Here is a 22821-nt window from a genome sequence, read left to right on the forward strand (position 1 = left end):
GTTCCGGCACCCTTCCTGGCCAGGAGTTCCGCATGCGTCCCGTCGTCTTTCTCGGCCCCAGCCTCGACCGCGCGGCCGCGGCCCGCGAGCTCGACGCCGAGTACCTGCCGCCCGTCGCCCGCGGCGACATCGAGGCCCTGCTCTCCCGCCCCGTCGGACCCCCCGCGATCGGCATCGTCGACGGCCGCTTCCTGGGCGCTCCCGCGATCTCGCCCAAGGAGGTCCTGCGCGCGGTGGACTCCGGCGTCCCGGTGTACGGGTCCTCCAGCATGGGCGCGCTGCGGGCCGTGGAGTGCGCGCCCTACGGCGTGACGGGTGTGGGGCGCGTCTTCGAGGCCTACGCCTCGGGCGCGGTCGACGCGGACGACGAGGTGGCCCTCGTCTACGACCCCCGGACGCTGCACGCCTCCTCCGAGCCGCTGATCAACCTGCGGTTCGCGGTCCGGGCCGGTGTGGACGCGGGCAGGGTGGACGCGACCGTCGCCGAGCGGTTCCTGGAGATCGCCAAGTCCCTGTACTTCACGTCCCGGACCGTGCCGGCGGTGCTGCGCCTGCTCGGGGCCGAGCTCGGCGGCGGCGGGGCGGCCGTCGCGGAGCTGGCACGGTTCCTCGCCGAAGAGGCCCCCGACACCAAGCGCGAGGACGCCCTCGCGCTGCTGGGCAGGATGCGGCAGGACCTCGGCGGCCCGACGGAGGCGGCTTCGTGATCCGTTCCTACCGGGGGATCTTCACGGTTCCGGGCACGGCCGCCTTCAGCACGGCCGCGTTCGTCGGCCGGCTGCCGGTGGCGATGCTCGGGCTGGGCATCGTGCTGCTGTTCTCGTCGCTGCCGGGGGCCGCCGGCTCCTACCGGGACGTGGGCGCCGTCGCGGCGGCCACCATGCTCGGCTACGCCGCCGCGGCCCCGGCCGCCGGCCGGCTCGCCGACCGGCACGGGCAGCGCGGGGTGCTGCTCGCCTCGGCCGCGCTGCACTTCGCCGGCCTGACGACGCTGATGGCCCTCGCCCGCCCCTCGACGCCCCTGTGGGCACTGTGCCTGGCCGGCGCGGTCACGGGCGCCTCCCGGCCGTCGACGGGCACCATGGTCCGCACCCGCTGGGCCCACGTCCTGGCCCGCCCGGGCGTGAAGCCCGCGGGCGCCCGGCTGGAGACCGCCTTCTCCTTCGAGGCGGTGCTGGACGAGACCGCCTTCATTGCCGGCCCGGTCCTCGTCACCGCCCTGGCCACCGGCGTGCACCGGCTCGCCGGGCTGGCGTGCTGCCTGGTGCTGACTGTCGGCGGCGCGTGCGCCCTGGCGCTGCAGCGGGGCTCGGAGCCGCCGCCCCGCCGGGGCCGCGAGGATACCGGGTCCGCGCTCGCCGTCCCCGGCATGCTCGTGATCACCGCGGTCGCCTGCGCCGCCGGCTGTGTCGTCGGCATGTTCGACATCGTCGTCGTGGCCCGGTCGGCGGAGCTGGGCTCGCGGGCCCTGGCCGGACCCATGCTGGCCGTACTTGCGGTGGGCAGCATGATCGGCGGCCTGTGGTACGGGGCGCGTTCCTGGGCGGCGCCGCCGCACCTGCTGTGGATCCGCGCCCTCGGCGCCCAGGTCGTGGGGCTGCTGCCGCTGGTCGTGGCCCGGGACGTCTGGTCGCTCGCGCTGAGCATGTTCGTCGCGGGGCTGACGGTCACCCCCATCGGGATCTCCGGCCTGGTCCTGGTGGAGCGGCTGCTGCCGCCTGGACTGCTCACCGAGGGGATGAGCGTGGAGAACACGGCCATGGCGCTGGGCGTGGCGGGCGGCGGCTGGCTGGCCGGCGCCCTGGCCGATGCCCTGGGCCCGGGCCGCGCCCTGGCCCTGCCGGCCGGCGCCGCTTGCGTGGCCTTCTCGTTCGCGGCGCTGGGCGCGCGACGGCTCACCACGCCCGTGCCCGAGCCCGCCCGGGCCGAGGTGTCCGGCTGACCCTGCGCAATCGACGAGGCGAAAGGAGAAGGCGTGTGGCACGGCTGCTGATCGGCAACGACTTCGGTGAGGAGCTCGACGGCGCGGACGAGGCGCGGTACGCGACCGCGCGGTGGTACGCCCAACGCACCCTGTTCTTCGCACGCGACGACGACGTCCTCGTCCTGCCCGAACGGCCCGACGACTCCTTCGTCCACTACGTCACCTCGCTGACCGGTACGGATCCCGCGTCGCTCCGCGTGGTCGTGCCGCCGGACGGCGCGATGCTCTCGGCAGCCCTGCTCGCCGGCCCCGCGTTCCAGGACGCGGTGCGAGCTGCTCTCGCGGGACGGACGGTGGACCGCGTCGTCATGCTCCATCCCGACGCCGCCGTCGTGGAGTTCGCCCGCGCGCTGGACCTCCTCCACCTGGTGCCCGGGCACGCCTTCATCGGCCAGGGCGGGGGCGCCCTCGTCAACAGCAAGGCGGTCTTCCGCGCCCTGGCGGCCGGCGCCGGCGCACCGGTCCCGGACGGCGCGGTGTGCGCGGACCCGGTGGCGGCGGAGCAGACGATCGGCAGGCTGTTCGACGCGGGGCATCCGGTGATCACCAAGCAGGAGTTCCGCCAGGCGGGCAAGGGCAACGAGATCCTCAGCCGCGGCGGTGGCATCACCCCGCGCGGCGCGCCCCACGTCGTGGTCCTGCCCGACCGGCCTGGCCTGCGCCGCCACGTGGAGGCGCAGTGGGGGCGGCTGACGGAGGGCGGCCGCCGCCGGCTCGTCGTGGAGCGCTACTTTCCCGACTCCGCTTCGGTGTTCGCCGAGTTCCGGCTGTCGGACGTGGGCGTCGAGCGGTCCGGGGACGGGGAGCTGCTGTACGCGCCGACGCCCAGCGGGCAGATCATGCCCGTGCAGAGCCTGGAGGCACCCACGCTGGCCGCTCTGCTCGCGCAGGGCCGCCGCATCTGCGAGCCGCTGCACGCCATGGGCTACCGGGGCATGCTCTCCGCCGACGCCATCGTGACGCCGTCGGGCGAGCTGTACTTCACCGAGTTCAACGGCAGGGTGACCGGCTCCACGCATCTCTACGCGGTGATCGGCGGCCGGATCGTGGGCGAGGACTACCCCGCCCGCCGTGTCCTGCTGGAGCACGTCGGCTGGCCGGTCCCGTCCTTCGACGCCGCCCTCAGCCGGCTCGCGGACGCCGGGCTCGCCTACGACCCGGGGAGGGGGACGGGCGTGGTGGTGAACTCGGCGTTCGACCCGACGCACCGGGACGTCCTGTTCTGCGTGGTCGCGGAGGACCTGCCCCGTGCGGAGAAGAACCGGCAGCGCGTGCTGGAGCTGTTCACCGACGTACCCAAGGGAGGGTGAGAGCCACGGCTGCGAGCGGTGGCCCGGCGGGCGTGACGCTTCAGGACGTGTGCCGATGTCCCCAGCCGAGAATGTCCGTCTCGGGGGCGGGCTTGTAGGGGGGCTCCTCCGGCGCCTCCGCCCGCTCCTTCTCCGTGGCGCCTGCGGCTTTCTCCTGCTGCTTGCGCTTGTCCTCGGCGTCGCCGTGCTCTTTGTGCATCCACTTCGGCATCCCGGCCATGGCTGATCCGATCTCTTGGATTACGGGATCCTCTTCCAGCCTCACACGGCCGGAGGGGCCCCGCACCCTGCCGTGACAGCGCAACCTGTCAGCCGCCCGGCAAGGACCGCTACCGGCCGGTACTCGCTCCGTGGAAGCGGTAGAACCGGGTCCCGGCCGCGTGCACCGCCTCCCGCGCGGCCGCGTCGGCCGTCCCGGCCCACTCCGCCAGCTCCACGACCCGCCCGCCGTCGGTCGTGAGGTACAGGTGAACGCCCAGCAGCCCCGACGGCGCCGCGTCCGTCAGCTCCGCCGCACGCCCGTCCGCCCGGTCCCGCGCCGCCTCGGCGGATTCCACGTCGTACGTGGCGAAGGCGAAGACCTCACCCGCCGGGCCGGGGCCGAGCACCACCTCTCGGTAGGGCTGCGTACGGTTCAGCCCGAGGCGCTCGATGCCGGGGACGCGCGCGTCGATGCTGTCGACCCGCGCGGCGCGCCCCTCCCGGACGAAGGCGAGATGGTCCTCGGCGCTCGTCCACTGTCCGTGGATGAGGAGGCCCGTCCCGTCCTCGTCGAGGAAGACGTGCGTGGCCAGCAGGGCGGCGGGGGTGTTGGCGCGCGACGACCAGGTGTCGAGGAGGGCGTCCGCGGCAGCGCGTGAGCGCTCGCGGTCGCCAGTGGTCCAGCGGCTGATGAGGGTGATACCGGAGTCGGAGTTCCGCAGCGTGGCGAGGTGTGTCATGAGGCAACCCTCGTACATCAAGTGCGGTTGAGGTCAAGATCGAAAACCCCGCGGTCCCGCAGACCGTCATCCGCGAGGAGCCGGGCGCCCCCGGAATCCGGCTCTTCGGCTCCGTCCGAGCCGGAGCAAGGGGCGCCCGTCAGCTCGGACGGCTACCCGGCCTGAGCCGTCCCCTGGGCCAGCGCGGCCCGCTTCACCGCGGCGGCGACGGCCGCGGTGGCTCCCGGGTTGAAGACGCTGGGGATGATGTAGTTCGCGTTGAGCTCGTCCTCGGCGACGACATCGGCGAGCGCGCCGGCGGCCGCGAGCATCATCTCGGTGTTGACCGTACGCGACTGGGCGTCCAGCAGACCGCGGAAGACGCCCGGGAACACCAGCACGTTGTTGATCTGGTTCGGGAAGTCCGACCGCCCGGTCGCCACCACCGCCGCGGTCTGGCGTGCCACAGCCGGCTCGACCTCGGGGTCGGGGTTGGCAAGTGCGAACACGATCGCGTTCTCCGCCATCGCCGCCACGTCCTCGCCACCGAGCACGTTCGGCGCCGACACACCGATGAACACATCCGCGCCCCGCACGGCCTGCTTCAGGGTGCCCGTCATGCCCTCGGGGTTGGTGTTGTCCGCGATCCACCGCAGCGCCGAACCCGGATCGGCCGACACCAGGTCCTCACGCCCGGCGTGCACGACACCGTGGATGTCGGCGACCACGGCGTGCTTGACACCGGCGGCGATCAGCAGCTTCAAAATGGCCGTACCGGCCGCGCCCGCACCCGACATGACGACCCGTACGTCACCGATGTTCTTGCCCACCACGCGCAGCGCGTTGGTCAGGGCGGCGAGGACGACGATGGCGGTGCCGTGCTGGTCGTCGTGGAAGACGGGGATGTCCAGCGCCTCGCGCAGGCGGGCCTCGATCTCGAAGCAGCGCGGGGCGGAGATGTCCTCGAGGTTGATGCCGGCGAAGCCGGGGGCGATGGCCTTGACGATCTCGACGATGGCGTCGGAGTCCTGGGTGTCCAGGCAGATCGGCCAGGCGTCGATGCCCGCGAACCGCTTGAACAGGGCCGCCTTGCCCTCCATCACCGGCAGGGCCGCCTTGGGGCCGATGTTGCCCAGCCCCAGCACCGCGGAGCCGTCGGTGACCACCGCGACGCTGTTGCGCTTGATCGTCAGACGGCGGGCGTCCTCGGGGTTCTCCGCGATCGCCATGCACACCCGCGCCACACCGGGGGTGTAGACCATGGACAGGTCGTCACGGTTGCGGATGGGATGCTTCGACGCCATCTCGATCTTGCCACCGAGGTGCATCAGGAACGTACGGTCGGAGACCTTGCCCAGCACCACACCCTCGATGCCGCGCAGCTTCTCCACGATCTCGTCCGCGTGCTCAGTCGACGTCGTCGCCATCGTGACGTCGATCCGCAGCTTCTCGTGACCCGAAGCGGTCACATCCAGACCCGTCACCGAACCACCCGAGGACTCCACAGCCGTGGTCAGCTGACTGACCGCGGTACCACCCGCGGGGACCTCCAGCCGGACCGTCATCGAGTACGAGACGCTGGGCGCCGTTGCCATGAGAGGAGTTCTTCTTTCTGTTTCAGGAGCGGACGGCCGTGGCGGCGGTCCGCGCGTGGGGGCGGGCGAGGTTGTCCGGGTGGAGGATCTCCCGGAGCTGGTCCTCGGTGAGCAGCCCCTTGGCCAGGACGAGTTCGTGGACGGCGGCGCCCGTGGTCAGGGCCTCCTGGGCGACCGCGGTGGCCTGCTCGTAGCCGATGTGCGGGTTGAGGGCGGTGGCCAGGCCGATGGACTGCGCGACGAGGCGCGCCAGGTGCTCGCGGTTGGCGGTGATGCCGGTGACGCACCGCTCGGCCAGCGTCAGGCAGCCGGCGCTGAGGTGGCCGATGCTCTTGAGGAGGCTGTGGGCGATGACCGGCTCGAAGGCGTTCAGCTGGAGCTGGCCGGCCTCGGCGGCGAAGGTGACGGTGACGTCGTTGCCGATGACCTCGAACGCGATCTGGTTCACGACCTCCGGTATCACCGGGTTGACCTTGCCGGGCATGATGCTCGAACCCGCCTGCACGGGCGGCAGGTTGATCTCGGCGAGGCCGGCGCGCGGGCCGCAGGACAGCAGGCGCAGGTCGTTGCAGGTCTTGGAGAGCTTGACGGCGATCCGCTTGAGCACGCCGGAGAGCTGGACGAACGCGCCCATGTCCTGCGTGGCCTCGACGAGGTCACCGGCGACCGCGAGCGGGATGCCGGTGATGATGCTCAGGTGGCTGCAGGCCAGCCCCGGGTAGTTGGGGTGGGCGTTGAGGCCGGTGCCGATGGCCGTGCCGCCGAGGTTGATCTCACGGATGAGGGCGCAGGCCTCGGCCAGGCGGGCGCGGTCCTCCTCCAGCATGACGGCGTAGGCGGCGAACTCCTGGCCCAGCGTCATGGGCACGGCGTCCTGCAGCTGGGTGCGGCCCATCTTCAGGATGTCCGCGAACTCCTCCGCCTTGCCGGCGAAGGCCTCGCGCAGCACGTCCATGGCCTGCAGCAGCCGCTCGGCGGCGAGCTGCAGCGCGACCTTGACGGCGGTCGGGTAGACGTCGTTCGTGCTCTGCCCGGCGTTGACGTCCTCCAGCGGGTGCAGGTGCCCGTAGTCGCCCTTGTCGTGGCCGAGGAGTTCGAGGGCGCGGTTGGCGATGACCTCGTTGGCGTTCATGTTGGTGGAGGTGCCGGCGCCGCCCTGGATCACGTCGACGACGAAGTGGTCGTGCCACTGGCCGGCGCGGATCTCCTCGCAGGCCTTCACGATCGCGTCCACCTTGCGGTCGTCGAGCAGGTCGAGGTCGCGGTTGGCGAGCGCGGCGGCCTGCTTGACGGAGGCGAGGGCGGTGACGAGGTCGGGGTAGGCGGAGATGGGGGTGCCGGTGATGGGGAAGTTCTCGACGGCGTGCAGGGTGTGGACGCCGTAGTACGCGGAGGCGGGGACGTCGCGTTCGCCGAGGAGGTCGTGTTCGGTGCGGGACGGACCGGGGACGGCCGACATGGGGGGGATCCGATCAGCTGAGGTGGGGGGAGCGGGAGTGGGGGTGGGGGCCCGGGTCAGGACGCCGGGGGCGCGGCCACGGCGTGGCGCAGCGCGCGGGTGCGGCCGGCGGTGTCGTCCGCGTCGGGGACGGCGAGGACGGCGGCGAGGGTGGCGATGCGCGCCTGGCCTACGCGGAGGGTGCCGGTGAGTACGGCGCCCGCGGCCGCCAGGTCCACGGCACCGCCCTGGGTGTAGATCTCGGCGACGGGTCCGGCGGGGACGCGGGTGGTCAGGGCGACGAGGACGCCGCGGGCGACGGCCGCTTCGACGGCGGCGACGACCTCGGGGGTCGCGTTGCCCGCGCCGGTCGCGACGAGGACGATGCCCTGGGCGCCGGCCTGCACGGCGGCGTTGAACAGCAGGGGGTCCGCGTCGCAGTGGTGGGTGACGATGTCGACCCGCGGGAGGGGCGCGTCGGCCGCCGGCAGGGGCAGCGGCTCCGGGCGCTCGGGCCGGCGGCGGACGAGGACGTGGCCGTCCTTGACGTCCGCGACGGGGCTGCCGGAGGGGTCGGCGAACGCGTCGGCGGCCAGCGTCTGCACCTTGATCGTGCCGCGTGCGGCGTGTATCTGTCCGTCGAAGGCGACGAGTACGCCGTGGCCGCGCAGCGCGGGCGAGCTCGCGGCCAGCAGGGCGTCGCGGAGGTTGCGCGGGCCGTCGCCGTCGGGGGCTTCGAGGGGGCGCTGGGCGCCGGTGAGGACCACCGGGCGGGGGTCGCCGTGGTGGAGGTCGAGGAGGAAGGCCGACTCCTCCAGGGTGTCCGTGCCGTGGGTGACGACGATGCCGTCCACCGCGGGGTCGGCGAGGACCTCGTGCACGGTCCGCAGCAGCGCGAGCTGGTCGCGGGTGGTGATCCGGGCGCTGTTCACGCTCATCAGGTCGACGACCCGTACGGTCACGCCCTCGGGCACCGCGGCCGTGGCCAGCACGTCACCGCCCCGCGCGTCGGCGGCGAAACCGGACCCCTGCCAGCGGCTGGCGATCGTTCCGCCTGTGCTGATGACGACGACCTGTCCCACGTCTGCCCGCCTTCCTCAAGATCATTTCTCTGGCCGGTCGCGGCGGTCGCCACCGGGCAGGTGAACGATAGGACGAATCGCGCGCAATCGGGTCGCCGAAATGGGCGGTGTGACCGCCCAGGAGTGGTGGATAATTGCGTGATGGACCGCATCGACAGAAATATCTTGCGCGAGCTCCAGGACGACGGTCGGCTGACCATCCAGGAGCTCGCCCAGCGCGTCGGCCTGACCCCCTCCCCGTGCATGCGCCGCGTCCGCCAGCTGGAACAGGACGGCGTCATCCAGGGCTACCGGGCGATCATCAATCCCGAGGCCGTCGGCCGCAGCTTCGAGGTCCTCGTGTCCATCGAGGTCAAGCGCGACCGCGAGGCCGTCGAGGCCTTCGAGGCCGCCCTGCAGGACATCCCCGACGTCATCGAGGCGTACCGGCTCTTCGGCAGCCCGGGCTGCCTGCTGCGCATCGCGGTCGCCGACCTCACCGCCTACGAGCGGCTGTGGATCGAAAGCCTCACCGCGCTGTCGGGGATCACCGAGGTCAACTCGCAGATCATCATGAAGCGGGTCAAGGAACCGAAGGGCCTGCCGGTCGAGATCTGAGGCGGTGCGCATGCCGCCGGACGGCCGTTTCCTGGCCCCGGGCGGGTCGTTGGGCTGATCAGGGCTGCCCCGCCTCACCTGCGTGGTGCGGTGGCTCCGGACCGCCGAACTGGAAATGGAGCTTTGCCATGCGTCGTCTTCACTCACTCGCCGTCGCCGCGGCCGCCCTGGCCGCCGTCTTCGGCGCCGGCCCCGCCGCGACCGCCGCCCCCGCGGCGCCCGCCCACCTGGCGGGCTACAACTGCGCGCCCGGGCACTTCTGCATCTACAGCGACTGGAACGGCGGGGGGACGCGCTGCCAGTGGGCCGACAGCGGCAGGGCGAACACCGCCGACGACTGCTCCTTCATCCAGCGCGGGCAGAACGTCCGCTCCGTATGGAACGGAACGGGGCACCGGGTGCAGTACTTCACCGGCACCAATCACCAGAAGCGGGTCGGCTCCACCCCTGCCGGCAAGGGAGGCAATCTGCAGGGCAGCTACCAGGTCCGTTCCTTCAAGCCCCAGTAGCAGCCCCAAGGCTGCCGTCCCCTGCGGACGGCAGCCTTCTCGGGTCACGAGCCGTGCCCTCGCGTCCTACTCGGCTTCCGCCTGACGGGCGCGGGCCCATTGTTCCTCGAACTCGTCCCGGCTGATCTCCTGGGCCACCAGCTCCGGGGCGAAGAGGTCCACGACGGGCGTGTTCAGCGGCCAGTCGTCGGGCCCTTACTGAGCCCGACACCGTCGTCCCCGGTCAGGGTGGCTGCGATGGGTGAGGAAGGTGATCAGATGCGGTCGGCGGCGATGAGGAGGTAGTGGAAGCTGCCCTCCTTGTACGCGGTCAGGAACGGGTCCTCGACGCCGGTGGCGAGGGAGGACTGGGCGCGCAGCTCCCAGTACGGGATCGTGTCGGCCGTGAGGTCGACGACGTTGATGGGCACGAGACCGTTGGCGGCCATGGCCTTGAAGTAGGCGCTGCGGGGGTGGATGTTGCAGGTGTAGTGCTCGTCGATGCGGCTGACCGCCTTGGAGCGCAGGCCCGTGACGTCGTTGGAGCAGCCGGTGATGGTGACGTAGCGGCCGCCGTACGCCAGCTGGCGGGCGTGCTCGGCGAAGAGTTCGTTCAGGTCCACGTACATGGTGGACTCGTTGTTCCAGATCCCCTGGAAGGCGCCGGTGGGCAGGCCGGTGTCCAGCATGTTGCCGAAGTGGTAGCGGACCTTGTCGTCCACGCCCCGCTTGCGGGCCTGGTCGTTGGCGAAGTCGACCTGGGACTGGGAGATGGACAGGCCGTCGACCTGGCAGCCGAAGCGGGCGTTGGCCATGATGCTGGTGCCGCCCCGGCCGCAGCCGGCGTCCAGCAGGCGCTGGTCGGGGGCTATGGGGCCCAGGTGGTCGAGGAGGACGTCGGCCTGTGCCGACTCCAGCCGGTGCAGCTCCTGGACGATGCGCTCGTCCCGGGTCTCCTGCGGGCCCTCCAGGACGGAGGGGTCGTAGTCGCCGAGCCCGTAGTGGTGGTGGTAGAGGCCGTCGACGTCGCCCAGGCGCAGGTTGACCGGGTCCTTCTCGTTGTTCCAGTACTCCGCGACGGCCTTCTGGTAGGCGGTGCGCAGGACGCCGGTGGGCGCGGGCGTGGTCGTCATGGGGTGCTCCTTGGACGTGCAGAAAAATGCGTGGGGTGACAAAGAAGGGCGTGGGCTCAGGCGCCGTTGTAGCGGGGGCTGCCGCTGTGCCATTCGCGGTTGCCGCCGAGCCAGGCCCACACGCCCGCCAGGAACCGGCGCAGCTGGGGCGAGCCGGTGAGGGCGAGGGCAGCGGCCTCCGTCTCGAAGGCGTGGACCAGCTCGTCGTGGATGTCGGCGCTGCGCTCGATCGCCTCGCGCGGTGAGCACCGCTCCTCCTCGGCGATCACGGTGGGCAGGTTGAACTCCACGCCCGAGGAGTCGTGTTCCTTCGTCATCGAGTAGAGGTCGTTGACGAGCGTGGCGGCCGTGGCGGCCGTCGTGACGGCGCGGCGCACGCGCGGGTCGGCGTACTCGGTGGCGGGCAGGGCGTAGCCGCCCACCACGTCGGTCAGGGCGATGCAGGGGAGGAAACTGTTGATCTGACGGTGGGCCAGGTATTCGTGGACGCTGGGCATGTGGCCCCGGGACCGCCAGGAGCCTTCCTGGCCGTAGCCCACGAAGAGGACGGAGACCTCGTGCCGCAGCCGGCCCACCTGGGACGGCTCCGCGTAGCGGTCCAGGTGGTCGAGGGCCGAGCGCAGGGCGACCCGTACGGGGTCGTCGCGCAGGTCCCTCTCCCAGGCGGCCGCGTACCGGGACGGGAGGTGGGCGGGGTCGAGGGCGGCGTAGGCGAGTCCGAGGTGCGAGCCGAGGAGTTCGGGGCGGGAGCCCACGGTCTCGTCGTCGCAGTAGTAGTCGTCCGTGGCCCATTCCGCGAGCGCGCACTTGCCCGCCGCGAGCAGCCGATCCGGGTCGTCGGTGTCAGGGTGCGCCAGCATCATCAGGCGTCCGAAGTCGGCCGCGCGGACGCGGTCGAGCCGTCCGGCGTAGATGCCGGCCCCGTCGGCCCACTCCACCAGCCGGTCGTTGACCTCCCGGCCCAGTGCCGGGTCGTCCCGGAGCGCGGGCGGGCAGTACAGCTCGGGGACGGCCGCACCGCGCCCGTCCGGGGTGGCGGCGCTCTCACGGGCCGGCCCGCGGGACGCGATGCGGGCGGCGGAGGTGCCCAGCCCCGTCGGCCCGGCGGGCAGGACGGGGCCCGCCGGGCGGGCGGCGGTGCCGGGCAGCGTGCCCGGCGCGGAACGGCGGACGCCCTGGTGGTGGGTGAGCAGCGTGGCCACGAGCCGCGCCACGTCGTGGCGGGCCGTGGGCGCGGTGACCCTGGACAGCAGTGACACAGGTTCTTCTCTCCGTCGGGGGTGGTGCCCGTCAGGACGGGGTGTGGAAGACCTCGACGTTCTCGAGGACGCCGAGCGCGTCGGGGACGAGAACGGCCGCCGAGTAGTAGGTGCTGACCAGGTAGGAGATGAGGGCCTGGTCGTTGATGCCCATGAACCGTACGTTCAGGCCGGGCTCGTACTCGTCGGGGATCCCGGTCTGGCGCAGTCCGATCACGCCCTGCTCGGCCTCGCCCAGGCGCATGGCGAGGATGGAGGAGGTGCCCTCGTCGGAGACGGGGATCTTGCCGCAGGGGAGGATCGGCACGCCGCGCCAGGCGGGCACGGGGTGGCCGCCCACGTCGGCGCTGTCGAAGGCCAGGCCCCGCTTGTTGCACTCGCGGGCGAGGGCGGAGATGGCGCGGGGGTGGGCGAAGAAGGCCCTGGTCCCCCGCCGCATGCTCAGCAGCTCGTCCATGTCGTCGGGGGTGGGCGGGCCGGAGTGGGTGGAGATGCGCTGGCTGTAGTCGGCGTTGTGCAGCAGGCCGAACTCGGGGTTGTTGACGAGCTCGGACTCCTGGCGCTCGCGCAGCGCCTCGATGGTCAGCCGCAGCTGCTGCTCGACCTGGTCCATCGGCTCGTTGTAGAGGTCGGCGACCCGGCTGTGCACCCGCAGGATCGTCTGGGCCACGCTCAGTTCGTACTCGCGGGGCGCGAGCTCGTAGTCGACGAAGGTGCCCGGCAGGACCGGTTCGCCGGTGTGGCCGGAGGCGAGGGCGATGTTCGCCTCGCCCTTCTTGTTCTGCGGCCGCGCCTTCTCGGCCTCGCGGCGCCGGACGTGGGCCCGCAGCCGCTCGTTGCGGCCCGCCACCTCCTCGTAGGCGTACCGGGGCAGGGCCAGTACGGTGCACGCCGTCATCGCGCGCGCCGTGAACTCCCACTCCCCCGGCTCCTCGGCCACCACCTGCGCGCCGAAGAACCCTCCGTCGGCCAGCACGCCGCGCCGGGTCTCCTCGCCGTACTTCCCGGCGCCGACCTTCTCCACCTTGCCGTGGGCGATCAGATAGACGTGGTCGACGGCCCGGCCGCGTTCGGCGATCACCTGGCCGGGTTCGAACTCCTGCCGCCGGCACCGCTCGGCCAGGGCCCGCAGCACCTCGTCCTCGTGGAACCCGCGCAGCAGCGGCAGTTCCCCCAGTTCGGCGGGGACGACCCTGACCGCGGATCCGTCCTGGACGAAGGTGACCCGGCCGTCGCCGACCTCGTACACCAGACGCCGGTTGACCCGGTACGCGCCGCCCTTCACCTCCACCCAGGGCAGCATGCGCAGCAGCCACCGCGAGCTGGTGCCCTGCATCTGCGGGACGCTCTTGGTGGTGGTCGCGAGGTTGCGCGCGGCGGCGATCCCCAGGCCGAGCTGTGCCCGGCCTGCCTGCTGTTCGGGCTGGTGAGGCTGCTGCCGGTGCGCGGCGGTCGACATCCCGGGTACCTTCCATCTGGGCGCGTGCGTCAAGAGGGAGCCCCCCTGACTAGCCCGATCGGGCTACGAGGAGCTCCCGCCGCGCAAGTGAAGCAGCGCCTGATGATGTTGGTCGAGACGACCGGAGCGGCACCGTCGCAATCACGCCACCGACACGCCACCGAACGGACGGCGATCACGTCTGCCATGTCGCGAATGCCCCTGTTTCGATCGTGCGGGTACCGAGGCGCGGGCGACGATGCCGTCGCATCGCGCCAGATGGCCGAGGTGGCTGATAACGCACCATCAGGTCGGCCAAGGGGGGCAGGTCGACGGCTCACAGCGCCAGGTCGGCGAAGAGGGCGGCGTGGTCGGAGGCCTGGTCGCCCTTCGAGGTGACGGTGTCGAAACACTTGCCGGGGGTGAAGATCCCGCGCCGCTCCACGTCCACCGCCTGCACCGTGTCCCACAGCTCGGGCGAGAACATGAGGTAGTCGAGCTTGTCGCCCGGCGACTCGCCGTCGCCGTGGGTCCCCGGATCCCCCGTGTAGCTGGGGTGGGTCATCGCGTCCCGCAGCCCGGCGGTCAGCAGGAACGCGAGCGGCTCACTGTCGAGCGTGTCGTTGAGGTCTCCGGCGACCACCACGCGCGCGCAGCGGTCGAGGGCCGCCCGGTACATCGCCGCGACCCGCTCGGCCTGCCGCTTGCGCTGGCGGAGGGTGTCGGCCGGGTTGCCTATCTTGCTCTTGAAGTGGTTCCCCAGCAGCCACAGGCGGACCCCGTGGCCGAAGTCGACCTCGAATTCCGGGCAGTCCCGGCTGAAGACCGGGTCCCCTTCCTTGGTGTCGAAGATGTGCGACCGCACCGAGGTGATGGGGTGACGGCTGAGCACGCCGACGTCGATGCCGCGGCTGTCGTTGCCGTCGATCAGCAGATTGAACGGATACGGCCGCGCGCCCAACTGTCCCGCGAGCACCTGCTCGTTGAAGCGGTGCAGGGTGAGCCGGTCCTCGACCTCGACCGTCAGCAGCAGGTCGGCGTCCACCTCGGCGATCACCCGGGCGGTGTTCTTGACGCCCTCCAGACTGAGGTCGCCACGGACGAGCTCGACCCAGCCGACCCAGTGCGGCCGCCCCTTGGCCCTGACCTCGACGACGCCGCCCTGGATCCTGAGCAGCCTCGCGCCGCCGCGGGGTTCGTTCAGGGCGATGGCCCGCGTGGAGGTCTCCTGGGCACTGTCGACGCCGTGCGCCGCGAGTATGCCGAGGATCTCCGTCTTGTCGTCGCGCGTGTATTCGGAATGGTCGAGAAGCTCGATGAGCCTGTTGAAGGCGTCGAGTACGCCCCGCCGTTTCGCGGCGTCCTCGATGCCGAAGACGACGGGCCGCCGGAAGAGGTTCTCGGCGTTGAAGGTGGCGATGCGGATGGTCATGGCGCCTCCTTACGCGGTGTGGTCGACGCGGTCGAAGGCGAGCATCGCCACGTCGTCCGTCAGGCAGCCCTCGGTGTGCCGGACGAGTTCCTGGTGCAGTCCTTCCAGGAACTCCTGCGGGGTGCGGGCGTGCACCGCCTCCATGGCCTCGGGCAGGGGGAAGAAGTCGCTGTCGTGGTTGCGGGCCTCGATCACGCCGTCGGTGTACAGCAGCAGACGGTCACCGGGCAGGAACGGGTAGCTCTCCGCCTTGTCGGGGAGGTCGTTGACGAATTCCTCGAGTTCCAGGGGCGGCAGCGTGGAGGCGGCCATCAGGGTCCGGACCTTGCCGTCGCGCAGCACCAGGGGAGGCGGGTGGCCGCGATTGACCACCTCGACCACGGCCTCGTCCGGCACCTGGGCCACGAGAGCGGTGACGAACCCCTCCATCAGGGCTTCCTGATCGAACGCGCCCGGTACGGCGCACTCCCGTTGCAGCGCGGCCACGCAGTGGTGCACGACCTCCACCAGGTCGTCCTCGTAGTGCACGGCCTCCCGGAACGCGCCCAGCACGGCGGCGGCCGCGCGCACGGCGGGCAGCCCCTTGCCCCGGACGTCCCCTACGATCATCCGGACCCCGTAGCGGGTCTGTACGGCGTCGTACAGGTCACCGCCGATCTGCGCCCCCGCCTCGGCCGCGAGGTACATGCTGGCGGGCCGCACCGGGCCCAGCCGAGGGGGCACGGGTCTCAGGATGACCTCCTGCGCCGCCGCGGCGATGCGGCGGACCTGGTCGAGCTCGTTCCGCCTGCGCGTCTGTACGGCGCTGCTGGTCGTGATGCTGGCCACGGACACCAGGAAGAGCGCCAGGAAATTGGTGTAGACCTGTTGGCTGCCCCATGCGTCGTTGTACGTGGCGGTCATCACGCTGACGGCCACGGCGACGGCCGCGGCCAGGAGGGTGCCTTTGGGGCCCATCGTCACCGCGGCCAGGGCCGGCGTCGCGGTCAGCAGAGGGCCCGTATACAGAAAGTGCGCGGGTGAGAGCTCGATCGCGATCACGAGCAGGGCGATCGCGAACGGCACGCACTGCCCGAACGCGAAGAGGACCCGGCCAGGGGTACCCGTTCGCGGTCGCGGAGCTGAGCCGAGGAGCGACCGCATGATTCAAGCCTGCGCCCTGGACCTCCGATGTTCCAGTCGTCGCTCCCACCCTCCCTCCCAAACACGGCGCATCGCCCACACCCGACCAAAAGGGCATCCCAAACTGGGACATTCTCCCCTGGGCCGCACCATGTGAAGGGTCGAACTGGCGTGGGGTTAGCATATGAGCGCCGCCTAGCTCGAAAGATGGACCACCTGTGATAGTCAACGAAGACTCGTTCACAAGCTGGAAGAACCGCGAGGAGATCGCGGAGTCGATGATCCCGATCATCGGGAAGCTGCACCGGGAGCGCGACGTCACCGTCCTGCTCCACAGCCGCTCCCTGGTGAACAAGTCGGTGGTCAGCATCCTCAAGACCCACCGGTTCGCCCGCCAGATCGCCGGCGAGGAGCTCTCGGTCACCGAGACCCTGCCGTTCCTGCAGGCTCTCACCACGCTCGATCTCGGCCCCTCCCAGATCGACATCGGCATGCTCGCCGCGACGTACAAGACCGACGACCGCGGCCTGTCGGTGGAGGAGTTCACCGCCGGCGCCGTCGCCGGCGCCACGGGCGAGAACAAGGCCGAGCGCTCCGAGGGCCGCGACGTCGTCCTCTACGGCTTCGGCCGCATCGGCCGCCTCGTCGCGCGCCTGCTCATCGAGAAGGCCGGCTCCGGCAACGGTCTGCGGCTGCGGGCCATCGTCGTCCGCCAGGGCGGCGAGCAGGACATCGTCAAGCGCGCCTCGCTGCTGCGCCGCGACTCCATCCACGGCCAGTTCCAGGGCACGATCACCGTCGACGAGGCGAACAGCACGATCATCGCCAACGGCAACGAGATCAAGGTGATCTACGCCGGGGACCCGTCGGAGGTCGACTACACGGCGTACGGCATCAAGGACGCCATCCTCATCGACAACACCGGCAAGTGGCGCGACCGCGAGGGTCTGTCGAAGCACCTGCGCCCCGGCATCGACAAGGTCGTCCTGACCGCGCCCGGCAAGGGTGACGTGCCCAACATCGTGCACGGCGTCAACCACGACATGATCAAGCCGGACGAGCGGGTCCTGTCCTGCGCGTCCTGCACGACCAACGCGATCGTCCCGCCGCTGAAGGCGATGGAGGACGAGTACGGCGTGCTGCGCGGCCACGTGGAGACCGTCCACTCGTTCACCAACGACCAGAACCTGCTGGACAACTACCACAGCGCCGACCGTCGCGGCCGCTCCGCGCCGCTCAACATGGTCATCACCGAGACCGGTGCCGCCTCGGCCGTCGCCAAGGCGCTGCCCGACCTCAAGGCGCCGATCACCGGCAGCTCGATCCGCGTCCCCGTGCCGGACGTCTCGATCGCGATCCTCAGCCTGCGGCTCGGGCGCGAGACCACCCGCGAGGAGGTCCTCGACTACCTGCGCAACGTGTCGCTGACCTCGCCGCTCAAGCGCCAGATCGACTTCACCACCGCCCCCGACGCGGTCTCGAGCGACTTCATCGGCTCGCGCCACGCGTCGATCGTCGACGCCGGCGCCACCAAGGTCGACGGCGACAACGCGATCCTCTACCTCTGGTACGACAACGAGTTCGGCTACTCGTGCCAGGTCATCCGCGTCGTCCAGCACGTCTCCGGGGTGGAGTACCCGACCTTCCCGGTTCCGGTGGTCTGACCTCCGCGCATGCCCGATCCGGAGCGGCCCGGCCCTATCGAGGGCCGGGCCGCTCCGTTTTCTCCCGCACGTACCGGCCCTGGTCTGCGAGGAATCCGGCGGCGAACAGGGACCTGGGGGCCAGCACCGCGGTGAGCGTGAGCCGCGCCCCGGAGCGTTCGACGGCGTGCCGGACCAGGGAGTGCGCGGCATCCGGGCGACGCACCGCGTCGCAGCAGTCGCAAGGTCGTCTCCCGCCGGCGCAACGCGGCCCGGACCTCCTGTTCGGAGGCGCCGTCCTCGCGTGATCGGGCGAGGAGGTGGAAGCGGCCCTGACGCAACCAGTTGACGGCCGGCGAGACGGCGATGACGAACCGCAGGCTCCGGTCCCGGGCGGCGACCTTCGGCAGCACCCACCCGGCCTGGCTCGCGCCCCACAGACCGATCCGCCGGCCGTCGACGTCCGGCCGGGCACGGGCCCACGCCACCGCGGCCAGGGTCTCCTCGGCCCGGTCCGCCATGCTCTGATCGAGCCAGTCGCCCTCCGAGCCGCCGACACCGGGTTTGCTGAAGGACAGCGAGGCGTAGCCCGCCCGGGCGAAGGACTCCCACAGGGGCCGGTAGAACGTCTCATGGGTCGCGTCGACCGGCCCGTCGCCATGGACGAAGACGACCAGACCGAACGGACCGGCTCCCGACGCCGGCCTGGCGAGCACGCCGTCGAGCCGGCGCCCGTCGGCCCCGTCCCGTCTGCCGAGCCTCACAACCCACCCCAAAATCTATCGTTTGAAAAACGCTCGTTCTGAGCATGAACGTAATAGAGTCAAACGCGCAAGGGGCAGTCGATCGAGGGAGGCGGGGCGACGATGAACACGACAGTCGGACGGGGCGGAACCGCGGCACGCGAAGGACTGGTGGTGCGCCGGGGGGTGCCCACAGGAGCCGAGAGCCGGGTCGCCGACCTGTACTGGGAGGCGTTCGGCCGCAAGCTCGGCCCCGCGCTCAACCCGCCCGAGAAGGCACGGGCCTTCATCGCCGCCCACCTCCACCACGACCGCGGCGTCACCGCGCTCGCCGACGGACACGTGGTCGGCGTGGCCGGGTACCAACTGGGCGACCGCGCCCTGACGGGCGGAGACGTCAAGGACGTACTGTCCGCCTACGGCCCCGTCCGCGGCCTGCCGCGGCTGGCCGTCCTCGCCCTGTTCGAGCGGAGACCCGCCGCCGGCGAACTCGTGATGGACGGCATAGCCGTCGACGCCGCGCACCGGGGCTCCGGCATCGGCACCCTGCTGCTCCGCGAGGTCGCCGCCGTGGCCGCCGAGGCCGGCTGCCACCGGATCCGGCTGGACGTCATCGACGTCAACCCCCGGGCCCGCGCCCTGTACGAGCGCCGCGGCTTCACCGCCGTGCGCACGGAGCGGACGCCGTACCTGCGCGGCCTGATGGGCTTCGGTGCCGTCACCACCATGCACCGCCCGGTCACGGCCGCGGACACGGCGGACAGCGAGGAGGGCCGATGACCGCGCGTCAGACCGCCGACACATCCCCCGACGGGGCCGCCGGCCGGGCCGGGAGACCGGAGATTCCCACGCGCCTGCTGGTCCACGCCCTCGTCCGCGAGGACGGCACCGTCGACGCCGGCGAGCTGTACACCGTCGCCGGGATCCTCGGCATGACCGACCAGCAGGTCCGGCTGTGCGTCAAACGGCTGGCCGCCGAGGGCCGGTTCACCCACGAGGGCCGGGGGCGCAAGGCCGTACTGCGCGCGGTCGCCGACGTGACCGGCTCCCTCGCGCCCGATGCCGCCTACGTACGCCACGCCTACCGCCAGGACCACGGGCTCGCCCCGTGGGACGGCACATGGCACCTGTTCGCCTTCGCCATCCCCGAATCCAGCAGAGGCGCCCGCGACGCGCTCCGCGACACCCTCCTCCATCTCGGCGCCGCTCCCGTCCAGGGCGGCCTGTACGTCAGCGCCAACCCCATCGGAGAGCTCGTCGAGGCCCAGGCGCGCCACCTCGGCGTGGGCGACTCGCTCACCCGCCTCACCAGCACGGACCTGCGCATCGGCGACCTCGTCGACCCGCCGGGCCTGGCCGCCGCCCTCTGGCCGCTGGAGGAGATCGCCGAACGGCACCGGCGGCTCGCCGCCTTCGCCGAGAGCTGCCTGGCACACCTTTCGGGGGGTACGCCGCTGTCGGAGGCCGAGCAACTGACCATGGCCGTCGAACTCGCGGCCGAGTTCACCCGGGCGATGGAACCGGATCCCCTCCTACCGCCCGAGCTCCTCCCGGAGTCCTGGCCCGGCAGCCGGGCCCGCCGCCTGACCGCCTCCTGCTGGAACGCTCTCCTCAAGGCCCGGGCCCGGGAGGACGCGCGTGGCCGACCTCTGCCCCGCGTCTTCCGGCTCTACCAGGACGCGCTGCGCGCGGCGCCCGACCAGTGACCTCCGTCGATCAGCCTGCCGCGTCATCCACTCAGGGGAGCCGGCCGCCACACCCCGCCCGTACTCCGCCGGACAGCGCGTCGACGGCGTTACGCTCCGATCCCCGGCCGGTGTTCGCGGCCGGGCCGGCGCCCGGCGCGCGCCACGGGCGGTCGGAGGAGAGACGTGAGCGGGAGCGGCGGGTGGGCTGTGGCCGCGGTGGCCGCCGTCAGCGGCGGGTACGCGCTGGTCTCCCGGCGTCTGGCCGCCACCGTCGTGTCGGCGCCGATGGTGTTCACCGCCGCCGGCGTGCTGATCGGCCCGGTCGGCCTCGGCCTCCTGAATCTGGAGCGCGACGCCGGTCCGGTGCTGACCCTCGCCGAGGTGGCCCTGGCACTGGTCCTGTTCACCGACGCCGCCACCGTCCGTTCGGAGGAGTTCCGCAGCGGCTGGTTCCTGCCGGCCCGGCTGCTCGTCGTCGGGCTGCCGCTGACGATCGTGGGCGGCGGGCTGCTGGCGTGGGGGCTGGTGCCGGGGCTGACGGGCTGGGAGCCGGCGCTCGTCGGGGTGATCCTCGCGCCCACCGACGCGTCCGTGGGGAAGGCCGCTGTGTTCTCGCCGCGCATCCCGGCGGTCGTGCGGCACGGACTGAACGCCGAGTGCGGTCTCAACGAGTGCCTGGTCCTGCCGGTCTTCGCCCTCTTGCTCGCCGGCCTGCCCGGGACGGCGGCGTCCCATCAGGGGCCGACGGGGGTGCTCCTGCACGTCCTGCTGCTCAGCACCGCGCTGGGCCTGGCGGCCGGAGGTCTCGGCGGGCGGCTGCTGTGCCGGGCGCGGGCCTCGGGCCGCATCACCCACGAGTGGCGCCGCATCCTGCCGCTCGCCCTCGTCACGCTGGCGGGGGCGCTCGCGGCCGCCACCGGGGGCAGCGCGTTCGTCGCCGCCTGGGTGGCGGGCTTCGCGTTCGCGTTCGCCGTGCGCGTGGGGCCGCGGCCGGGCCTCGCTCCGGAGGACGAGGACGACACCCTCGATTCGGTGGAGCATCTGGCCGCGCTCGCGGCCGCCCTGAGCTTCCTGGTCTTCGGCGCGGTGCTGCTCGGCCCCGCTCTGACGCACCTGGACTGGCGCGTCGTCACCTACGCGGTGCTGAGCCTGACGGTGGTGCGCATGCTGCCCACCGCCCTCGCCCTCGCGGGCACCCGGCTGGGCGCGCCCACCGCGGCCTACACCGCCTGGTTCGGCCCCCGCGGCCTGCCCTCCCTCGTCCTCGGGCTCCTCGTGGCGACCGAGGAGGCCCCCGGAACCCGGCTCATGGGCACCGTGATCGCGGTCACCGTCGGGCTCAGCGTCCTCCTGCACGGCCTCTCGTCCGTCCCTCTCGCGGACCGGTACGGCCGGTGGTACGAGGATGCCCGGGCCCGCCGGCCGTCCCTGCGGGAGAGCGTGGCCGACGGGCTGCCTGGCGAACCCGGCCCGCCCGAGTGGAAGGAGCGGTGACCGAGGCCCGGCGGGCCCGCGTCCGTCAGACCCGCCGGGCCGCGACACGGCCGTCGCGCACGGCGTCGGCGAGTGCCCGGAAGTCGTGCTCGTTCCGGTCGGCGTACGCCTCGGCGAAGTCGGCCAGGGCCCGGTCGAAGGCTTCCCCGCTCCCCAGGTAGGCGGCGATCGCGATGCGGTCGCCGGAACGGGCATGGGCGCGGGCCAGGGTGGCGCCGCACAGCTCGCCGTAGGCCCGCAGCTGCCCGGGCGACATCCTCTCGGGCCGGGCGCCGCCCTTCCAGTCGTGCAACTGCCGTACGTAGAAGTCGCGCTCCCTGCCGTCGATCCCGGCGGCGCGCTCCCAGCCGAGGAGGATGTCGCTGGCGGCCTGCATCAGGCGCTGCCCGCAGACCACGCGTTGCCCCTCGTTGGCGTAGCCGCTCGGGCGCGTGTACGGCGCGAGGACCGACGGGCCGGCCTCCTTGGCCTGCAGGAACAGGGGATCGTCGGCGTCCCTGCCGAGCATCAGCACGATCCAGCAGCGGGTGCCCACGCTGCCGACGCCCACGACCTTGCGCGCGGCGTCGGCCATCCGGAACCGGCTCAGGAGGTGCCGCCGGTCGGAGGCGAGGCTGTTGCCGTACTGCTCGACGAGGAGGCGGAGGCGGCCTTCGAGTTCGGTCCTCCGGTCGTCGGCCATCAGGTCGCTCAGGGGGACGAGCAGCGGCGGATCGGCGGCGATCCGCCGGGTGCCGTCGACGACCACGGTGAGCCGCTGGAAGGCCTTCAGATGGTCGCGGCTCCGGGCGGTCTCCAGCGCCCGGGACATCCGGCGGCGTCCTTGTTTGTCGAGCCGGTCGGAGAACAGCTCGCGCAGGCGCTCGGCATCGACGTGCGCGTACCACACGTCGAGGTCACGCATCCCCGCGAAGACGCGCATCGCCCGCCGGTACGAGCGCACGGTGCCGCGGACGACGTCCTCGCGCCGCTTCCGCGGGAAACCGTTCTCCCGTCCCGCGATCGCCAGGCTGGCGGCCAGCCGTTTCACGTCCCACTCCCACGGCCCGGGCAGGGTCTCGTCGAAGTCGTTGAGGTCGAAGACCAGACGGCGTTCGGGTGAGGCGAAGAGCCCGAAGTTCAGCAGGTGGGCGTCTCCGCACAGCTGCGCCTCGATGCCGGTACGGGGCTGGGTGCCCAGGTCCGCGGCCATGACCGCGGCGGCGCCGCGGTAGAAGGAGAACGGCGACTCCAGCATGCGCCCGTAGCGGACCGGCACGAGTTCCGGGAGGCGGTCGGCGCTTTGCCGTTCGAGGATCCGCACCGGGTCGACGCGGTCGGGCCGGGGGTCGAGTCCGGCATGGGCCGAGCGCGGCACCCGGCCGCGTGCCGCCTTGCCGCGCGCCGCGCGCTCGCGGGGCGCCGGATGGAGGTCCTCCGTGTTCACGGCCGTCTCCTTCCTTCCTCTTCCGTCCT

At 72.2% G+C, this 22821-nt stretch carries 21 protein-coding genes; 9 read left to right on the forward strand and 12 right to left on the reverse strand.

What is annotated here, in order from left to right; genetic code table 11:
- Positions 1 to 32: 32 nt before the first annotated feature.
- Genes ACIGXW_RS14825 through ACIGXW_RS14835 form a run of 3 tightly spaced genes read left to right on the forward strand, consistent with a single transcriptional unit; the run spans position 33 to position 3294 of the window.
- Positions 33 to 707: a TfuA-like protein gene (locus ACIGXW_RS14825; RefSeq protein ID WP_399573304.1), complete on the forward strand. Its 675-nt coding sequence runs from the start codon at positions 33 to 35 to the stop codon at positions 705 to 707.
- Positions 704 to 1942, forward strand: a complete 1239-nt coding sequence (locus ACIGXW_RS14830) for an MFS transporter (protein WP_399573306.1) — start codon at positions 704 to 706, stop codon at positions 1940 to 1942. The genes ACIGXW_RS14825 and ACIGXW_RS14830 overlap by 4 nt, the downstream gene beginning before the upstream one ends.
- Positions 1943 to 1977: 35 nt before the next feature.
- A complete protein-coding gene (locus ACIGXW_RS14835; RefSeq protein ID WP_399573308.1) occupies positions 1978 to 3294 on the forward strand; it encodes a peptide ligase PGM1-related protein in 1317 nt (438 codons plus the stop codon).
- A 40-nt stretch (positions 3295 to 3334) separates the two neighbouring features.
- Here the strand turns inward: ACIGXW_RS14835 and ACIGXW_RS14840 are convergent, their stop codons facing one another.
- The 5 genes from ACIGXW_RS14840 to ACIGXW_RS14860 all read right to left on the reverse strand — a co-directional run bounded on the left by ACIGXW_RS14840 (position 3335) and on the right by ACIGXW_RS14860 (position 8329).
- On the reverse strand, positions 3335 to 3493 hold the full coding sequence (locus tag ACIGXW_RS14840) for a hypothetical protein (protein ID WP_399573310.1): 159 nt from the start codon (positions 3491 to 3493) through the stop codon (positions 3335 to 3337).
- Between the two features lie 130 nt (positions 3494 to 3623).
- On the reverse strand, positions 3624 to 4235 hold the full coding sequence (locus ACIGXW_RS14845; protein WP_399573311.1) for a hypothetical protein: 612 nt from the start codon (positions 4233 to 4235) through the stop codon (positions 3624 to 3626).
- Positions 4236 to 4387: 152 nt separating this feature from the next.
- Positions 4388 to 5809 (reverse strand): NAD-dependent malic enzyme, encoded by a 1422-nt coding sequence (locus ACIGXW_RS14850; protein WP_399573312.1) that lies wholly within the window; start codon positions 5807 to 5809, stop codon positions 4388 to 4390.
- Between the two features lie 22 nt (positions 5810 to 5831).
- Positions 5832 to 7268 (reverse strand): aspartate ammonia-lyase, encoded by a 1437-nt coding sequence (gene aspA, locus ACIGXW_RS14855; RefSeq protein WP_399573314.1) that lies wholly within the window; start codon positions 7266 to 7268, stop codon positions 5832 to 5834.
- Positions 7269 to 7324: 56 nt separating this feature from the next.
- Complete coding sequence (locus ACIGXW_RS14860; RefSeq protein WP_399573315.1) at positions 7325 to 8329, reverse strand: asparaginase; 1005 nt, start codon at positions 8327 to 8329, stop codon at positions 7325 to 7327.
- Between the two features lie 141 nt (positions 8330 to 8470).
- Between ACIGXW_RS14860 and ACIGXW_RS14865 the strand changes: the two genes are divergently transcribed.
- Entirely contained in the window at positions 8471 to 8926 is a 456-nt protein-coding gene (locus tag ACIGXW_RS14865) for an Lrp/AsnC family transcriptional regulator (RefSeq protein WP_399573316.1), read from the forward strand.
- A gap of 128 nt (positions 8927 to 9054) precedes the next feature.
- Positions 9055 to 9435: a peptidase inhibitor family I36 protein gene (locus tag ACIGXW_RS14870; protein WP_399573317.1), complete on the forward strand. Its 381-nt coding sequence runs from the start codon at positions 9055 to 9057 to the stop codon at positions 9433 to 9435.
- Between the two features lie 254 nt (positions 9436 to 9689).
- Here the strand turns inward: ACIGXW_RS14870 and ACIGXW_RS14875 are convergent, their stop codons facing one another.
- The 5 genes from ACIGXW_RS14875 to ACIGXW_RS14895 form a co-directional block, all read right to left on the reverse strand.
- Positions 9690 to 10547 (reverse strand): geranyl diphosphate 2-C-methyltransferase, encoded by an 858-nt coding sequence (locus tag ACIGXW_RS14875; RefSeq protein ID WP_071967412.1) that lies wholly within the window; start codon positions 10545 to 10547, stop codon positions 9690 to 9692.
- Between the two features lie 56 nt (positions 10548 to 10603).
- Positions 10604 to 11806: a family 2 encapsulin nanocompartment cargo protein terpene cyclase gene (locus ACIGXW_RS14880; RefSeq protein WP_071967411.1), complete on the reverse strand. Its 1203-nt coding sequence runs from the start codon at positions 11804 to 11806 to the stop codon at positions 10604 to 10606.
- Positions 11807 to 11837: 31 nt separating this feature from the next.
- Positions 11838 to 13265, reverse strand: a complete 1428-nt coding sequence (locus ACIGXW_RS14885; protein ID WP_071967410.1) for a family 2B encapsulin nanocompartment shell protein — start codon at positions 13263 to 13265, stop codon at positions 11838 to 11840.
- Between the two features lie 316 nt (positions 13266 to 13581).
- Positions 13582 to 14676, reverse strand: a complete 1095-nt coding sequence (locus ACIGXW_RS14890; protein ID WP_399573318.1) for an endonuclease/exonuclease/phosphatase family protein — start codon at positions 14674 to 14676, stop codon at positions 13582 to 13584.
- 9 nt (positions 14677 to 14685) lie between these two features.
- The gene (locus ACIGXW_RS14895) at positions 14686 to 15741 is read right to left on the reverse strand and encodes a PP2C family protein-serine/threonine phosphatase (protein WP_399573319.1); all 1056 of its coding nucleotides are present in this window, start codon (positions 15739 to 15741) and stop codon (positions 14686 to 14688) included.
- A gap of 275 nt (positions 15742 to 16016) precedes the next feature.
- On the opposite strand from ACIGXW_RS14895, the gene ACIGXW_RS14900 reads away from it, so the two are divergent.
- Positions 16017 to 17462 (forward strand): glyceraldehyde-3-phosphate dehydrogenase, encoded by a 1446-nt coding sequence (locus ACIGXW_RS14900; protein WP_399573321.1) that lies wholly within the window; start codon positions 16017 to 16019, stop codon positions 17460 to 17462.
- On the opposite strand, the gene ACIGXW_RS14905 is transcribed toward ACIGXW_RS14900, so the two are convergent.
- A complete protein-coding gene (locus ACIGXW_RS14905; protein WP_399573322.1) occupies positions 17384 to 18205 on the reverse strand; it encodes an alpha/beta hydrolase family protein in 822 nt (273 codons plus the stop codon). The two genes, ACIGXW_RS14900 and ACIGXW_RS14905, sit on opposite strands and share 79 nt — an antisense overlap.
- Before the next feature lie 102 nt (positions 18206 to 18307).
- Here ACIGXW_RS14905 and ACIGXW_RS14910 point away from each other — a divergent pair, with 102 nt between their 5' ends.
- From ACIGXW_RS14910 to ACIGXW_RS14920, 3 genes are all read left to right on the forward strand, one after another.
- Positions 18308 to 18964: a GNAT family N-acetyltransferase gene (locus ACIGXW_RS14910; protein ID WP_399573323.1), complete on the forward strand. Its 657-nt coding sequence runs from the start codon at positions 18308 to 18310 to the stop codon at positions 18962 to 18964.
- Positions 18961 to 19890 (forward strand): PaaX family transcriptional regulator C-terminal domain-containing protein, encoded by a 930-nt coding sequence (locus ACIGXW_RS14915; RefSeq protein WP_399573324.1) that lies wholly within the window; start codon positions 18961 to 18963, stop codon positions 19888 to 19890. The genes ACIGXW_RS14910 and ACIGXW_RS14915 overlap by 4 nt, the downstream gene beginning before the upstream one ends.
- Positions 19891 to 20055: 165 nt before the next feature.
- Positions 20056 to 21366, forward strand: a complete 1311-nt coding sequence (locus ACIGXW_RS14920) for a cation:proton antiporter (RefSeq protein ID WP_399573326.1) — start codon at positions 20056 to 20058, stop codon at positions 21364 to 21366.
- 25 nt (positions 21367 to 21391) lie between these two features.
- Here ACIGXW_RS14920 and ACIGXW_RS14925 read toward each other — a convergent pair whose 3' ends face one another.
- Positions 21392 to 22792 carry a DUF2252 domain-containing protein gene (locus ACIGXW_RS14925; RefSeq protein ID WP_399573328.1) on the reverse strand — a complete coding sequence of 467 codons (1401 nt, stop codon included), beginning with the start codon at positions 22790 to 22792 and terminating at the stop codon, positions 21392 to 21394.
- Positions 22793 to 22821: the final 29 nt, after the last annotated feature.

Origin of the sequence: Streptomyces sp. NPDC053079, assembly GCF_044546695.1 — a bacterium.
Classification (GTDB): Bacteria; Actinomycetota; Actinomycetes; order Streptomycetales; family Streptomycetaceae; genus Streptomyces.

Excerpts from the sequence above, each read along its gene's own strand:
- ACIGXW_RS14825 (WP_399573304.1), top strand. The coding sequence starts at position 33 with ATGCGTCCCGTCGTCTTTCTCGGCCCCAGCCTCGACCGCGCGGCCGCG.
- ACIGXW_RS14885 (WP_071967410.1), bottom strand. The coding sequence starts at position 13,265 with ATGTCGACCGCCGCGCACCGGCAGCAGCCTCACCAGCCCGAACAGCAG.
- ACIGXW_RS14850 (WP_399573312.1), bottom strand. The coding sequence starts at position 5,809 with ATGGCAACGGCGCCCAGCGTCTCGTACTCGATGACGGTCCGGCTGGAG.
- ACIGXW_RS14865 (WP_399573316.1), top strand. The coding sequence starts at position 8,471 with ATGGACCGCATCGACAGAAATATCTTGCGCGAGCTCCAGGACGACGGT.
- aspA (WP_399573314.1), bottom strand. The coding sequence starts at position 7,268 with ATGTCGGCCGTCCCCGGTCCGTCCCGCACCGAACACGACCTCCTCGGC.
- ACIGXW_RS14845 (WP_399573311.1), bottom strand. The coding sequence starts at position 4,235 with ATGACACACCTCGCCACGCTGCGGAACTCCGACTCCGGTATCACCCTC.
- ACIGXW_RS14840 (WP_399573310.1), bottom strand. The coding sequence starts at position 3,493 with ATGCACAAAGAGCACGGCGACGCCGAGGACAAGCGCAAGCAGCAGGAG.
- ACIGXW_RS14890 (WP_399573318.1), bottom strand. The coding sequence starts at position 14,676 with ATGACCATCCGCATCGCCACCTTCAACGCCGAGAACCTCTTCCGGCGG.
- ACIGXW_RS14910 (WP_399573323.1), top strand. The coding sequence starts at position 18,308 with ATGAACACGACAGTCGGACGGGGCGGAACCGCGGCACGCGAAGGACTG.
- ACIGXW_RS14875 (WP_071967412.1), bottom strand. The coding sequence starts at position 10,547 with ATGACGACCACGCCCGCGCCCACCGGCGTCCTGCGCACCGCCTACCAG.
- ACIGXW_RS14915 (WP_399573324.1), top strand. The coding sequence starts at position 18,961 with ATGACCGCGCGTCAGACCGCCGACACATCCCCCGACGGGGCCGCCGGC.
- ACIGXW_RS14870 (WP_399573317.1), top strand. The coding sequence starts at position 9,055 with ATGCGTCGTCTTCACTCACTCGCCGTCGCCGCGGCCGCCCTGGCCGCC.